Here is a 13,723-nt window from a genome sequence, read left to right on the forward strand (position 1 = left end):
TTTACAATCCTTTTTTAGCCGGAACGCTGCTGCGCTTAATGCAGTGTAAGCGATTCCACTATTTTATCCCATGTCACACTTTCCTGCTGTCTGATATGCTAGGATTAACTCATACCATAAGCCTAATGGAGCGAAATATGCGAGTTCTGGTAACAGGTGGTAGCGGTTACATAGGAAGTCATACCTGTGTGCAACTGCTGCAAAACGGCCACGACGTCATCATCCTTGATAACCTGTGTAACAGTAAACGCAGCGTGCTGCCGGTTATGGAACGTCTGGCCGGTAAACAACCTGCCTTTGTCGAAGGCGATATTCGTAACGAAGCGCTGATGACCGAGATCCTCCACGATCACGCCATTGATACCGTGATCCACTTTGCCGGGCTAAAAGCCGTCGGCGAGTCGGTGTCGAAACCGCTGGAGTATTACGATAACAACGTCAACGGTACGCTACGTCTGGTCTCTGCCATGCGCGCGGCGGGCGTGAAAAACTTCATCTTCAGCTCCTCGGCCACCGTCTATGGCGACCAGCCGCAAATCCCTTATGCCGAAAGCTTCCCGACCGGGACGCCGCAAAGCCCGTACGGCAAAAGCAAACTGATGGTGGAACAGATCCTCACCGACCTGCAAAAAGCCCAGCCGGAGTGGAGCATCGCCCTGCTGCGTTATTTCAACCCGGTGGGTGCGCATCCGTCAGGGGATATGGGGGAAGATCCGCAGGGTATTCCGAATAACCTGATGCCGTATATCGCTCAGGTGGCGGTGGGCCGTCGTGATTCGCTGGCGGTGTTCGGCAACGACTACCCGACCCCGGACGGCACCGGCGTGCGCGACTACATCCATGTGATGGATCTCGCCGACGGTCACGTCGCGGCCATGCAGCAGCTGGCGGATAAACCCGGCGTCCATATTTATAATCTCGGCGCGGGCGTCGGCAGCAGCGTGCTCGATGTGGTTAACGCCTTCAGCGCCGCCTGTGGCAAACCGGTGAGCTACCACTTTGCCCCGCGTCGCGACGGCGATCTGCCTGCCTACTGGGCGGATGCCAGCAAGGCCGAGAAAGAGCTTAACTGGCGTGTCTCGCGCACGCTCGATGAAATGGCACAGGATACCTGGCGCTGGCAGTCTCGCCACCCGCAGGGTTACCCGGACTAAGGATCTGTCATGACCCCATTTAACCCCGTCGATCACCCACATCGTCGTTTTAATCCGTTAACCGGGCAGTGGATTCTGGTCTCTCCGCATCGCGCCAAGCGCCCCTGGCAGGGTGCCCAAGAGACGCCAGCAAAACAAACGCTGCCCCAGCACGATCCGGACTGTTTCCTCTGTCCGGGTAATACCCGCGTCACCGGGGATGTTAACCCCGATTACAAAGGCACCTTCGTTTTCACTAACGACTTTGCCGCCCTGATGACCGACACGCCGGACGCACCCCAGAGTGAGGATCCGCTGATGCGCTGCGAAAGCGCACGCGGCACCAGCCGGGTGATCTGCTTCTCGCCGGATCACAGCAAAACCCTGCCGGAACTGAGCGTTGAGGCCCTGACCGAGGTGGTGAAAACCTGGCAGGAACAGACCGCCGAGCTGGGGCAGAGCTATCCGTGGGTGCAGGTCTTCGAGAATAAAGGCGCGGCGATGGGTTGCTCCAACCCCCATCCGCACGGCCAGGTGTGGGCCAACAGCTTCATGCCCAACGAAGTGGAGCGGGAAGATCGCCTGCAAAAAGCCTATTTCGCTGAGCAGCAGTCGCCGATGCTGCTGGACTACGTTCAGCGCGAGCTGGCCGACGGTAGCCGCACCGTGGTGGAGACCGAGCACTGGTTAGCCGTGGTGCCATACTGGGCGGCGTGGCCATTTGAAACCCTGCTGCTGCCGAAAGCTCATGTTCTGCGGATCACCGATCTGAGCGAGGCCCAGCGCAGCGATCTGGCCCTGGCGCTGAAAAAACTGACCAGCCGTTATGACAATCTGTTCCAGTGCTCCTTCCCCTATTCCATGGGCTGGCACGGCGCGCCGTTTAATGGCGAAGAGAATCAACACTGGCAGCTGCACGCCCACTTTTATCCGCCGCTGCTGCGCTCCGCAACCGTACGTAAATTTATGGTCGGTTACGAGATGCTGGCAGAGACCCAGCGTGACCTGACGGCTGAACAGGCCGCAGAGCGTCTGCGTGCAGTGAGTGATGTCCATTTCCGCGAATCCGGAGAATAACAATGACTCTGAAAGATAAAACCCACGCCCTGTTTGCTGAAAAGTTCGGCTACCCTGCCACTCACGCGATTCAGGCGCCTGGCCGCGTTAACCTGATCGGCGAGCACACCGACTACAACGACGGTTTCGTGCTGCCCTGCGCCATTGATTACCAGACGGTGATCAGCTGCGCGAAACGCGACGACCGCAAGGTGCGCGTGCTGGCGGCGGATTATGACAACCAGATCGACGAGTTCTCGCTGGATACGCCGATTGTTGAGCATGACAGCCAGCAGTGGTCGAACTACGTACGCGGCGTGGTAAAACACCTGCAGAAGCGCAACAAAAACGTTGGCGGCGCGGATCTGGTGATCAGCGGCAACGTGCCGCAAGGCGCGGGCTTAAGCTCATCCGCCTCGCTGGAAGTAGCCGTCGGCACCGTCTTCCAGCAGCTGTATCACCTGCCGCTGGATGGGGCACAAATCGCCCTTAACGGCCAGGAAGCAGAGAACCAGTTCGTTGGCTGCAACTGCGGCATCATGGATCAGCTGATCTCGGCGCTGGGTAAAAAAGGTCACGCATTATTGATCGACTGCCGTTCGCTGGGTACCAAAGCGGTCAGCCTGCCGAAAGGCGCGGCGGTAATCATCATCAACAGTAATTTCAAACGCACTCTGGTGGGCAGCGAGTACAATACCCGCCGCGAGCAGTGTGAAACCGGCGCGCGCTTCTTCCAGCAGCCTGCGCTGCGTGATGTCTCGCTCACTGAGTTCAATAAAGTGGCTCACCAGCTGGATGCGGTAGTGGCGAAACGCGTTCGTCACGTCCTGACCGAAAACGCCCGTACCGTGGAAGCGGCGGCGGCGCTGGAGAAAGGCGATCTGCGTCGTATGGGTGAGCTGATGGCCGAGTCCCATGCCTCCATGCGCGATGATTTCGAAATCACCGTGCCGCAGATCGACACCCTGGTGGAGATTGTGAAAGCGGCGATTGGTGAACAGGGCGGCGTACGCATGACCGGAGGAGGTTTCGGTGGCTGCGTGGTGGCGCTGGTGCCGGAAGAGTTGGTTCCGGTAGTGCAGCAGGCTGTTGAACAGCAGTATGAAGCCAAAACCGGCATCAAAGAGACCTTCTACGTCTGCAACGCCTCACAAGGAGCTGGCCAGTGCTAAACGAAACTCCTGCTCTCGCCCCTGACGGCCTCCCGTACCGCCTGTTAACCCTGCGCAATAGCGCCGGGATGGTGGTGACGCTGATGGACTGGGGCGCCACGCTACTGTCAGCCCGCGTCCCGATGCGTGATGGCAGCGTGCGCGAAACCCTGCTCGGCTGCGCGTCGCCTGAGCAATACATTGAACAAACCGCGTTCCTTGGCGCCTCGGTGGGCCGTTACGCCAACCGTATCGCTAAAAGCCACTTTGAGCTTGACGGCGTGAGCTATGCGCTGCTGCCGAGCCAGGGTGAAAACCAGCTTCACGGCGGCCCGGACGGCTTCGACAAGCGTCGCTGGCGCATTATCAAGCAGAATGATGGCGAAGCGCTGCTGACCCTCCACTCCCCGGATGGCGATCAGGGCTACCCGGGTAACTGTGAGACGAGCGTCCATTATCGCTTAACGGAAGATAACCGGATCGCCATTGAGTACCGCGCCACGGTGGACAAGCCCTGCCCGGTCAACCTGACCAACCACGCTTACTTCAACCTCGACGGCGACTGCAGCGACGTGCGCAATCATAAGCTGCAACTGCTGGCCCAGAGGTATCTGCCGGTTGATGAGATGGGGATCCCGCAGGAAGGGTTAAAATCGGTGGCGGGCACCAGCTTTGATTTCCGCACCAGCAAAGCCATTGCCGAGGATTTCCTGGTGGATGACGATCAGCGCAAGGTGAAAGGTTACGATCATGCTTTCCTGCTCGATGCCCAGGGCGATCTCGGCCAGCCTGCGGCGCACCTGTGGTCTGCCGATGAAAAGCTGCAGATGACGGTCTTCACCACCGCCCCTGCCCTGCAGTTCTATTCTGGTAATTTCCTCGACAGCACGCCGGCGCGGGAAGACGGTGAGTACCGGGCCTGGCAAGGCCTGGCCCTGGAAAGTGAGTTCTTACCGGACAGCCCGAACCATCCGGAATGGCCGCAGCCAGACTGCGTGCTGCACCCGGGTGAAACCTACGTCAGCGTGACGGAATATCACTTTACTGCGCAATAAAAACGGGCCCTCCAGCAGGAGGGCTTTTTTTTATCCATCTTGCTGAAAATAGCGTCAGTTACGGACAAAATCACAACCCCTCATTCACAAGCATCTTACACTGCGACACTATTTTCGCTATGGTTAGGGTTAAGCGTTGCCCGTGGCTCAGCTGCGGCAATATAATGAGAATTGTTATCATTCAAATAATGCTTGTTCTGGAGGAGTAAAATATGGCTGTAACTAAGCTGGTTCTGGTACGTCATGGCGAAAGCCAGTGGAACAACGAAAACCGTTTTACCGGTTGGTATGATGTTGACCTGTCCGAGAAAGGCGTTGGCGAAGCGAAAGCGGCTGGCAAGCTGCTGAAAGACGAAGGCTTCAGCTTCGATTTTGCTTATACCTCCGTGCTGAAACGTGCCATCCACACCCTGTGGAACGTGCTGGACGAACTGGATCAGGCCTGGCTGCCGGTTGAGAAATCCTGGAAACTGAACGAGCGTCACTACGGTGCGCTGCAGGGTCTGAACAAAGCAGAAACCGCAGAAAAATACGGTGACGAGCAGGTTAAACAGTGGCGTCGCGGCTTCGCGGTAACGCCACCAGAGCTGACCAAAGATGACGAGCGCTACCCGGGCCACGACCCGCGTTACGCGAAGCTGAGCGATGCTGAACTGCCACAGACTGAAAGCCTGGCGCTGACCATCGATCGCGTTGTGCCTTACTGGAACGAAACCATTCTGCCACGCCTGAAAAGCGGCGAGCGCGTGATCATCGCGGCTCACGGTAACTCCCTGCGTGCGCTGGTGAAATACCTGGACAACATGGGCGAAGACGAGATCCTCGAGCTGAACATCCCAACCGGCGTACCGCTGGTGTATGAGTTCGACGAAAACTTCAAACCAATCAAGCACTACTATCTGGGTAACGCTGACGAGATCGCGGCTAAAGCTGCGGCCGTTGCGAACCAGGGTAAAGCTAAGTAATAAAAAAGCCCGGTCGCGATGACCGGGCCTTAGGTTCTGAATGCCGGATGCTTATCCGGCATTTTTTTAGCCGCGACGGGCTTTCACTGCGTTCGCCAGCTGACGCAACACCGTTTCAGTGTCGTCCCAGCCGATGCAGGCATCGGTTACGCTCTTACCGTAAACCAGCGGCTCGCTGCCTTCCAGATTCTGATTGCCTTCCACCAGGTGGCTCTCAATCATCACCCCAATAATCGCCTTTTCACCGCCCGCAATCTGCTGGCAGACATCGGTGCTAACGTCCATCTGCTTTTTAAACTGCTTGCTGGAGTTGGCATGGCTGAAGTCGATCATCACCTGTGCAGCCAGACCCGCTTTATCGAGGCCCGCCTTCACTTCTGCCACGTGCGCCGCGCTGTAGTTAGGCTCTTTGCCGCCGCGCAGAATGATATGGCAGTCGCCGTTACCGCTGGTATTTACAATAGCGGAGTGACCCCATTTGGTGACGGAGAGGAAGCAGTGCGGCGCCCCGGCAGCATTGATGGCGTCGATCGCCACTTTGATGGTGCCATCGGTGCCGTTTTTGAAGCCCACCGGGCAGGAAAGACCAGATGCCAGCTCGCGGTGAACCTGAGATTCGGTAGTACGTGCGCCAATTGCGCCCCAGCTCATCAGGTCTGCCAGATATTGCGGGGTGATCATGTCGAGGAACTCACCCGCCGCCGGCAGGCCGCTGTCGTTAATATCCAGCAGCAGCTTACGGGCGATGCGCAGGCCGTCGTTGATCTGGAAGCTGCCATCCATATGCGGATCGTTGATCAGCCCTTTCCAGCCCACGGTGGTACGCGGTTTTTCAAAGTAGACGCGCATGACAATTTCCAGCTCATCTTTCAGCGTCTCGCGCAGCGTCAGCAGACGCGCGGCATACTCTTTCGCCGCCGCAGGATCGTGAATGGAGCATGGACCGATCACCACCAGCAGACGATCGTCATTACCTTTCAGGATCTTATGGATCGCTTTACGGGCATGAGAAACGGTGTTGGCAGCATTTTCGGTGGCAGGAAACTTTTCAAGGAGTGCTACAGGGGGTAATAACTCATTGATCTCTTTAATACGTAAATCGTCATTCTGATAATTCATGTTCTTTCCAGCGTTGCCATATTTTTATAAACGAATGCAATCCCTTCAATCTATCTTGTCAGTCAGGAAGTGTAAACTGGCTTTTACACTACGCACAGATAAATCCTGGAATTCGCTTAAAAAACCCCACAAAGTAGCGAAAAGCGAGATACACCCTAAACTTTTTAACTGTATGCACTGCATTTATTACGTTTATTGAGATTCCATACTGACCTAAGTATGGATCATGGCATCTTTAACCACTGAGCAGTATATCGATTTCGCATATGCACTGTGGAAAGAAGTTATCCAGAACATAACGACCAGAACAGGAGCAACATGATGAAAATGACTAAACTCGCCACTCTTTTCCTGACAGCTTCGCTCACCATGGCAAGTGGTGCGGCGCTGGCAGCAGACACAGGCTCCAGCACCAATAACGGCCAGGCAAATGCCGCGGCGGATGCCGGAGCAGTAGCGCCTGATGCGCATCAGAATATTGCTCCAAATAATACCGGTAACAGCCAGATTAATACGGGTTCTGGTACCACAGGTACAACCAGCGGCGGCAGCGGCACCATGTTAAATCCTGATGGTACTAACGCCACCACTAGCGGTACGACTACCGGTAGCGGCAATAGCTCTACAACGGGTGGCTCTAATTCCATCATGGGTAATGATGACCCAAGCAAGATGGGTAATGACGGCATGACCAAGGACGATCAGCACAAGAATTCGATGTGTAAAGACGGTAAATGCCCGGATCAGTCCGGTGAAGTCGATTCTGAACGAACTCCGCAAGAACAAAAAACTGACGGCACTACCCAGTAATCAACGGTAATGCGGTTATGATGAAGGAGAGCTACGGCTCTCCTTTATTTTTTGTGCAAGATGTTAAAAACGCTACACTTACAATAATAATGGACCGGGATAGGATTCATGGCGCACACCCACTCACACACCCCTTCTTCGCAGGATGGAAATGCTAAACGCTTAATGCTGGCGTTCGGCGTCACCGCCACCTTTATGATCATCGAGGTGATCGGCGGGCTGATTTCTGGCTCACTGGCGCTGTTGGCTGATGCCGGGCATATGTTAACGGACGCGGCTGCACTGCTGTTTGCGCTACTGGCGGTGGTATTTGCCCGTCTCCCGCCGAGCCATGGCCGCACCTTTGGCTGGCTGCGCCTCACGACGCTTGCTGCATTCGTTAACGCCATCGCGCTGGTATTGATCACCATTTTAATTGTCTGGGAAGCCTTCCAACGGTTCCGGTACCCTCAGCCTGTTGCGGGCGTGACCATGATGGTCGTGGCGGTTGCCGGGCTTATCGCCAATATCCTGGCGTTCTGGATTTTGCATCGCGGCAGTGAGGAGAAAAATCTCAACGTGCGGGCGGCGGCGCTACACGTGCTGGGGGATCTGCTGGGTTCGGTGGGAGCCATCGTTGCGGCGCTGGTGATCCTCTGGACGGGCTGGACGCCGATAGACCCGATCCTGTCGATTGTTGTCTCGTGTCTGGTGTTACGCAGCGCCTGGCGGTTATTGCAGGAGAGTGTGAATGAGCTGCTGGAGGGTGCGCCGGCGTCGCTGGATATTCCGGCGTTAAAGCGCAACTTAACCCGCTCTATTCCTGAAGTGCGCGACGTGCATCATATTCACGTCTGGATGGTGGGCGAAAAGCCGCTGATGACCCTACATGTGCAGGTCGTTCCTCCTCACGATCACGATGCGTTACTGGGGCGTATCCAGCATTTCCTGGAGCACCATTACGCCATCGCGCACAGCACTATCCAGATGGAATACACCCCCTGTAACGGACCGGACTGTCACCTTAACGATATCCAGTCCGGCCACGCCCATCATCACCATTAACGTGCCAGCGCGTGGGAACCTCGTTCACGCGCGCTGTTAATCCACATCCTGCTGCCGTTCAGGGCAATAAAGGTGAGGATCATGTACTCCAGCGACATGGCATAGACGCCCTGCAGGGCAAAGATCACCACGCTTATCACATTGATGATCACCCACAGCAGCCAGTTTTCGACATATTTGCGGGTCATCAGGATCATGGCGGCAATCGACAGCACCATCATGCACGAATCCCAGAACGGGAAGGCATCAGGCTGCAGCTCCGGCATGGTGACGTTCAGGCCCAGGCTGCTCATCACCGACACCGCCACGCGGGTCAGGAAGGCGAACACCGGGTCGATATAGACCGTCATCAGGCCGATAGCCACCACGCAGGCGGCCAGCCAGCCGAGGGCTTTAGGCAACGGCAGCCAGCGGATCTGCAGTTCCGCCTCCTGCTGGCTGTTCTGCCGCGACCAGGCGTACCAGCCATAGATATTGGCCACGAAGAAGAACAGTTGCAGCAGCAGGCTGGCATACAGCTGGATCTGAAAGAAGATGATGGCGAACAGCGTGACGTTCACCAGGCCAAACGCGTAGTTGACGATCTTCTCCAGACTGGCGAGCCAGATACAGAGCAGACCCGCTATCGTCCCGACGGCTTCAATCCATGACAAGTCATAGCCGCCAGCGCCAATCGGTATATGTACCAGAATGTTTTGCGTGCTAAAAAAATCCATCTTTTTCCCTCAGCGTTACGTTACGTTGCTTAAGGACGTAGTGTAGCCGCAAAATCCAGCATCCGGTTAAGCGGAATTAACGCCCCTTCCCGCAGCGCCGCATCTACATGGATTTCATGCGCCGCGCCGCCCGACTCCAGCCCGTCTGCGATGGCTTTCAGCCCGTTCATTGCCATCCACGGACAGTGCGCGCAGCTGCGACAGGTTGCCCCCTCGCCCGCTGTCGGCGCTTCCAGCAGCTCTTTCTCCGGCACCGCCTGCTGCATTTTGTAGAAGATGCCGCGATCGGTGGCAACGATCAGCTGGCGATGCGGCAGCGTTTTCGCGGCAGCAATCAGCTGGCTGGTTGAACCCACGGCATCCGCCATGTTGACGATCGCCTGTGGCGACTCCGGATGGACCAGCACGGCGGCATCCGGGTAGAGACTCTTCATACGCTCCAGCGCCTGGGTTTTAAACTCGTCATGGACGATACAGGCGCCCTGCCAGCACAGAATATCTGCCCCGGTCTGTTTCTGGACATAGTTACCCAGATGCTTGTCCGGCGCCCAGATAATTTTCTCCCCGAGGCTGTCGAGATGCTCAATCAGTTCGACAGCGATGCTGGAGGTCACCACCCAGTCGGCACGCGCTTTGACCGCGGCGGAGGTGTTGGCGTAGACCACCACCGTTCTGTCGGGATGGGCGTCGCAGAAGGCGGAGAATTCGTCGATCGGGCAGCCTAAATCGAGCGAGCACTCTGCGTTCAGGGTCGGCATCAGAATGGTTTTTTCCGGGCTAAGGATTTTTGCCGTCTCACCCATAAAACGCACACCGGCCACCAGCAACGTTGAAGCGGGATGTTTTGCACCGAAGCGCGCCATCTCCAGCGAGTCCGATATACAGCCGCCGGTCTCTTCTGCCAGCTGCTGAATTTCCGGATCAGTGTAGTAGTGCGCCACCATCACCGCGTCGCGCTCTTTGAGCAAGCGCTTGATCTTTTCGCGGTAAAACTGCTTTTCGTCCAGACTCAGCGGGACCGGCTTAGGCGGGAAAGGATAGATGGCGGCTTCAGGATCAAACATCACACTCATTTTGGCTTCTCGTTTTACTGGCTTAACAACATCGCCTTTATTTTGCGCGACACAGCAAAATGAATGGCTATTGTGTTTTGTATACTAAACAAGATAGCGAATCTGAAGAGAAATGTCATCGGGCTGGATAGCAAAAAGGCGCCTTTAGGGCGCCTTTTTACATTGGTGGGTCGTGCAGGATTCGAACCTGCGACCAATTGATTAAAAGTCAACTGCTCTACCAACTGAGCTAACGACCCCTTGCGGGATGTACTGCTTAATTCTTTTCAGGCTGGTGGGTCGTGCAGGATTCGAACCTGCGACCAATTGATTAAAAGTCAACTGCTCTACCAACTGAGCTAACGACCCATTCGGGTGTTGCCTGAAATTTTTACTCGGCACCAATCAAAAAGATTGGTGGGTCGTGCAGGATTCGAACCTGCGACCAATTGATTAAAAGTCAACTGCTCTACCAACTGAGCTAACGACCCGAGTGGTGGGTGATGACGGGCTCGAACCGCCGACCCCCTCCGTGTAAAGGAGATGCTCTACCAACTGAGCTAATCACCCACTCTGTACTGCCGGAACTGCTATTAGTGGTGGGTCGTGCAGGATTCGAACCTGCGACCAATTGATTAAAAGTCAACTGCTCTACCAACTGAGCTAACGACCCACTATTTTGGCTGCTTTTGGGCTGTTTGATATCCCTTGGCAACGGCGGCATATATTACTGATTTAAGAATTCTGCGCAACTAATATTTTGATGAATATCACTTAACTGCTTAGGAAGTATGCGGCAAGACCAGAAAAAACGCGATTTCTGGTCATCCGGCAATCATCCCATCGCAGCAAGACGTTTTTGCGCTTGTTTTGCACCTTCGGTGCCCGGGAACTTAGTGACCACCTGCTGGAAGACGGCCTTCGCTTTCGCGGTATCGCCTTTGTCCTGCATGATCACCCCGACCTTGTACATCGCGTCAGGCGCTTTCGGTGATTTCGGGTAATTTTTTACCACGGAGGCAAAATAGAATGCCGCGTCGTCTTTTTTACCCTTGTTGTAATTCAACTGTCCCAGCCAATAGTTCGCATTGGGCTGATAGGTTGAATCAGGGTATTTCTTCACGAAGTTCTGAAACGCCGCCATCGCCTCGTCCTGGCGCGAGTTATCCTGCACCAGGGCGATTGCCGCATTGTAGTCAGTATTCGCGTCACCGCTCTGTACAGGCGCCCCTGCTGAGGCTGATGCGTCAGCCTGAGGCGTTGCCGCTGAGGCTGATGCGTCAGCCTGAGGCGTTGCCGCTGCACCAGCTGCGCCGCTTTGATCGCCTGTTGCTGGTTGCGCTGCTGCGCCGCCATTATTCAGGCTATCCATCTGCAGCAGGATCTGCTTCTGACGCTCCACAACCTGATTGAGCTGATACTGGCTTTCCTGAATCTGTCCGCGCAGTGAGTCGATATCGGTTTGGTTGTCAGAGAGCTGCTGCTGAAGTTGGGTTAAAAGCTGGCTGTGAGCATTAGAAATACGCTCGAGTTGGGTGACCCGGTCTTCTACCGAGCCTGAGCCGACACTACTGATTGGTGCCTGAGCAAAAGCGGCCCAGGGGGCCGCTATACCAACCAGTAACGACAGACTCAACAGATGATGTCTGAAGTTACTGCTCATGCAATTCTCTTAGTAAACCAGTACGGCACGACGGTTTTTGGAGTAAGCCGCTTCGTCGTGACCCAGTACTGCAGGTTTTTCTTTACCGTAAGAAACGATGGAGATCTGGTCAGCAGAAACGCCTTTACCCTGCAGGTACATTTTAACGGCGTTAGCACGACGCTCACCCAGAGAGATGTTGTACTCAGGAGTACCACGTTCGTCCGCGTGACCTTCTACGGTGACTTTGTAAGACGGGTTGCTACGCAGGAAGTTAGCGTGCGCATCCAGCATCGCAGCGAAGTCAGAACGAATGTCGAACTTGTCCAGATCGAAGTAAACAATGTTGTTCTGCTGCAGCTGTTGCATCTGAAGACGCGCTTGCTCTTCAGAAGACATATTGCCATTGGCGTTTGCGTCCATACCGGTGCCGGCACCCATCATGCCTTCGCCGCTCTGGTCGTTGCTTGCGTTCTTGTTAGAAGAACACGCTGCGATTGCCATAACAGGCAGAGCGATCATCAGCCCTTTCAGCACTTTGTTCAGTTGCATTTCTATGATTCCTTTATTATTCAATTAATTATTATTACAGGTACGGCGACCAGGCAGGTGATTTTACCTGTCCATCAGTTGCCGGAATACGCGCTTTGAAACGCCCATCTGTAGAAACCAGATTCAGCACCGATCCCATCCCCTGAGAAGAGCTGTAGATAACCATAGTGCCGTTAGGTGCCAGACTTGGCGTTTCATCCAGGAAGGTTGACGATAAAACTTGTACGCCACCACCACCCAGATCTTGTTTGGCAATGTGCTGCTGACCACCGGCCGAGCTGACCATTACCATAAACTTACCGTCAGCGCTCACGTCTGCGTCCTGGTTCTGTGAACCTTCCCAGGTGATACGCTGCGGTGCACCGCCGTTAACATTAACTTTATAAACCTGTGGACGACCCGCCTGGTCAGAGGTAAAGGCCAGGTTCTGGCTGTCCGGGAACCAGGTTGGTTCGGTGTTGTTGCTGCGACCGTCGGTGACCTGACGGATCTGACCGGAACCGATGTCCATCACGTACAGGTTCAGGCTACCGGTTTTAGACAGCGCAAACGCCAGTTTAGAACCGTCCGGCGAGAAGGCCGGTGCCCCGTTGTGACGTGGGAAAGAGGCAACCTGACGCACCGCGCCGTTAGACAGAGTCTGGATAACCAGCGCTGAACGACCGCTTTCGAAGGTTACGTAGGCCAGCTTAGAACCGTCCGGTGACCAGGCCGGTGACATCAGCGGCTGTGGTGAACGGTGAACGGTGAACTGGTTGTAACCGTCGTAGTCAGAGACGCGCAGCTCATACGGGAACTGGCCGCCGTTGGTCTGCACTACATAAGCGATACGGGTGCGGAACGCGCCTTTGATGCTGGTCAGCTTCTCAAACACTTCGTCGCTTGCCGTGTGACCCGCATAACGCAGCCACTGCTTGTTCACTTTATAAGTGTTCTGTGCCAGCACGGTGCCCGGTGCGCCACCGGTGTCAACCAGCTGGTAAGCCACGGTATAACCGCCGTCCGGGTTAGGCGTAACCTGACCCACGACCACCGCATCGATACCCAGCGCAGACCATGCCGCCGGTTGTAACTCTGCCGCTGTGCCCGGCTGCTGTGGCAGACGAGAACGATCTAACGGGTTGAATTTACCGCTGTTGCGAAGGTCAGCGGCAACAATGCCACCCACATCTTCCGGCGCAGCACCTGGCCCTTTCCACTGGAATGGAACCACACCAATCGGACGTGCCGAGTCCACCCCCTGGGTGATCTCGATACGCACTTCTGCGTGCAGCACCGCTGCCCACAGCACTAAGAAACTCATTGCAACACGTAATGCCTGCTTCATCATATCTCCCATACCCGGGTAACCTTACCCGCGATAATTTAGCAGAATGTTAACAAACCCAAATAAACAAAACTACCAATCCACAGCCTCAAACGTAGACT

General features: G+C 55.5%; 13 protein-coding genes and 5 tRNA genes. 7 read left to right on the forward strand and 11 right to left on the reverse strand.

Going from position 1 to position 13,723, the window contains the following annotated elements:
- Nucleotides 1-137: 137 nt before the first annotated feature.
- The 5 genes from galE to gpmA all read left to right on the forward strand — a co-directional run bounded on the left by galE (nt 138) and on the right by gpmA (nt 5,360).
- Entirely contained in the window at nt 138-1,154 is a 1,017-nt protein-coding gene (gene galE, locus LG383_RS12505) for a UDP-glucose 4-epimerase GalE (protein ID WP_106992394.1), read from the forward strand.
- A gap of 9 nt (nt 1,155-1,163) precedes the next feature.
- Nucleotides 1,164-2,210 (forward strand): galactose-1-phosphate uridylyltransferase, encoded by a 1,047-nt coding sequence (galT, locus tag LG383_RS12510; protein ID WP_106992393.1) that lies wholly within the window; start codon nt 1,164-1,166, stop codon nt 2,208-2,210.
- A 2-nt stretch (nt 2,211-2,212) separates the two neighbouring features.
- Complete coding sequence (gene galK / locus LG383_RS12515; protein ID WP_106992392.1) at nt 2,213-3,361, forward strand: galactokinase; 1,149 nt, start codon at nt 2,213-2,215, stop codon at nt 3,359-3,361.
- Complete coding sequence (gene galM / locus LG383_RS12520) at nt 3,355-4,395, forward strand: galactose-1-epimerase (RefSeq protein WP_225759277.1); 1,041 nt, start codon at nt 3,355-3,357, stop codon at nt 4,393-4,395. The genes galK and galM overlap by 7 nt, the downstream gene beginning before the upstream one ends.
- 212 nt (nt 4,396-4,607) lie before the next feature.
- Nucleotides 4,608-5,360, forward strand: a complete 753-nt coding sequence (gene gpmA, locus LG383_RS12525) for a 2,3-diphosphoglycerate-dependent phosphoglycerate mutase (protein ID WP_225759278.1) — start codon at nt 4,608-4,610, stop codon at nt 5,358-5,360.
- A gap of 66 nt (nt 5,361-5,426) precedes the next feature.
- Here gpmA and aroG read toward each other — a convergent pair whose 3' ends face one another.
- Nucleotides 5,427-6,479: a 3-deoxy-7-phosphoheptulonate synthase AroG gene (aroG, locus tag LG383_RS12530; protein ID WP_106992390.1), complete on the reverse strand. Its 1,053-nt coding sequence runs from the start codon at nt 6,477-6,479 to the stop codon at nt 5,427-5,429.
- 321 nt (nt 6,480-6,800) lie between these two features.
- Between aroG and LG383_RS12535 the strand changes: the two genes are divergently transcribed.
- Together LG383_RS12535 and zitB are read left to right on the forward strand one after the other, a co-directional pair.
- Complete coding sequence (locus LG383_RS12535; RefSeq protein WP_225759532.1) at nt 6,801-7,289, forward strand: YbgS-like family protein; 489 nt, start codon at nt 6,801-6,803, stop codon at nt 7,287-7,289.
- A gap of 108 nt (nt 7,290-7,397) precedes the next feature.
- A complete protein-coding gene (gene zitB / locus LG383_RS12540; RefSeq protein WP_225759279.1) occupies nt 7,398-8,333 on the forward strand; it encodes a CDF family zinc transporter ZitB in 936 nt (311 codons plus the stop codon).
- Here zitB and pnuC read toward each other — a convergent pair.
- From pnuC to tolB, 10 genes are all read right to left on the reverse strand, one after another.
- Nucleotides 8,330-9,049: a nicotinamide riboside transporter PnuC gene (gene pnuC / locus LG383_RS12545; RefSeq protein ID WP_166181885.1), complete on the reverse strand. Its 720-nt coding sequence runs from the start codon at nt 9,047-9,049 to the stop codon at nt 8,330-8,332. The two genes, zitB and pnuC, sit on opposite strands and share 4 nt — an antisense overlap.
- Nucleotides 9,050-9,078: 29 nt before the next feature.
- Nucleotides 9,079-10,122 (reverse strand): quinolinate synthase NadA, encoded by a 1,044-nt coding sequence (nadA, locus tag LG383_RS12550; protein WP_106992386.1) that lies wholly within the window; start codon nt 10,120-10,122, stop codon nt 9,079-9,081.
- Nucleotides 10,123-10,285: 163 nt separating this feature from the next.
- A tRNA-Lys gene (locus tag LG383_RS12555) sits at nt 10,286-10,361 on the reverse strand.
- Nucleotides 10,362-10,394: 33 nt separating this feature from the next.
- Nucleotides 10,395-10,470 (reverse strand) — tRNA-Lys (locus LG383_RS12560).
- A 46-nt stretch (nt 10,471-10,516) separates the two neighbouring features.
- Nucleotides 10,517-10,592, reverse strand: a tRNA-Lys gene (locus tag LG383_RS12565).
- A 3-nt stretch (nt 10,593-10,595) separates the two neighbouring features.
- Nucleotides 10,596-10,671 (reverse strand) — tRNA-Val (locus LG383_RS12570).
- Nucleotides 10,672-10,698: 27 nt separating this feature from the next.
- Nucleotides 10,699-10,774 (reverse strand) — tRNA-Lys (locus LG383_RS12575).
- 162 nt (nt 10,775-10,936) lie between these two features.
- On the reverse strand, nt 10,937-11,764 hold the full coding sequence (cpoB, locus tag LG383_RS12580) for a cell division protein CpoB (protein ID WP_225759280.1): 828 nt from the start codon (nt 11,762-11,764) through the stop codon (nt 10,937-10,939).
- Nucleotides 11,765-11,773: 9 nt separating this feature from the next.
- Entirely contained in the window at nt 11,774-12,295 is a 522-nt protein-coding gene (gene pal, locus LG383_RS12585; RefSeq protein ID WP_106992384.1) for a peptidoglycan-associated lipoprotein Pal, read from the reverse strand.
- A gap of 34 nt (nt 12,296-12,329) precedes the next feature.
- A complete protein-coding gene (gene tolB, locus LG383_RS12590; protein ID WP_106992811.1) occupies nt 12,330-13,622 on the reverse strand; it encodes a Tol-Pal system beta propeller repeat protein TolB in 1,293 nt (430 codons plus the stop codon).
- Nucleotides 13,623-13,723: the final 101 nt, after the last annotated feature.

The sequence above is a fragment of the Leclercia sp. Marseille-Q4284 genome (genome assembly GCF_916618945.1).
Taxonomy (GTDB): Bacteria; Pseudomonadota; Gammaproteobacteria; order Enterobacterales; family Enterobacteriaceae; genus Enterobacter; species Enterobacter tamurae.

What these genes read in the sequence shown, in the direction of transcription:
- galE (WP_106992394.1), top strand. Translation starts at nt 138, where the DNA reads ATGCGAGTTCTGGTAACAGGTGGTAGCGGTTACATAGGAAGTCATACC.
- galT (WP_106992393.1), top strand. Translation starts at nt 1,164, where the DNA reads ATGACCCCATTTAACCCCGTCGATCACCCACATCGTCGTTTTAATCCG.
- galK (WP_106992392.1), top strand. Translation starts at nt 2,213, where the DNA reads ATGACTCTGAAAGATAAAACCCACGCCCTGTTTGCTGAAAAGTTCGGC.
- gpmA (WP_225759278.1), top strand. Translation starts at nt 4,608, where the DNA reads ATGGCTGTAACTAAGCTGGTTCTGGTACGTCATGGCGAAAGCCAGTGG.
- aroG (WP_106992390.1), bottom strand. Translation starts at nt 6,479, where the DNA reads ATGAATTATCAGAATGACGATTTACGTATTAAAGAGATCAATGAGTTA.
- LG383_RS12535 (WP_225759532.1), top strand. Translation starts at nt 6,801, where the DNA reads ATGAAAATGACTAAACTCGCCACTCTTTTCCTGACAGCTTCGCTCACC.
- zitB (WP_225759279.1), top strand. Translation starts at nt 7,398, where the DNA reads ATGGCGCACACCCACTCACACACCCCTTCTTCGCAGGATGGAAATGCT.
- pnuC (WP_166181885.1), bottom strand. Translation starts at nt 9,049, where the DNA reads ATGGATTTTTTTAGCACGCAAAACATTCTGGTACATATACCGATTGGC.
- nadA (WP_106992386.1), bottom strand. Translation starts at nt 10,122, where the DNA reads ATGAGTGTGATGTTTGATCCTGAAGCCGCCATCTATCCTTTCCCGCCT.
- cpoB (WP_225759280.1), bottom strand. Translation starts at nt 11,764, where the DNA reads ATGAGCAGTAACTTCAGACATCATCTGTTGAGTCTGTCGTTACTGGTT.
- pal (WP_106992384.1), bottom strand. Translation starts at nt 12,295, where the DNA reads ATGCAACTGAACAAAGTGCTGAAAGGGCTGATGATCGCTCTGCCTGTT.
- tolB (WP_106992811.1), bottom strand. Translation starts at nt 13,622, where the DNA reads ATGAAGCAGGCATTACGTGTTGCAATGAGTTTCTTAGTGCTGTGGGCA.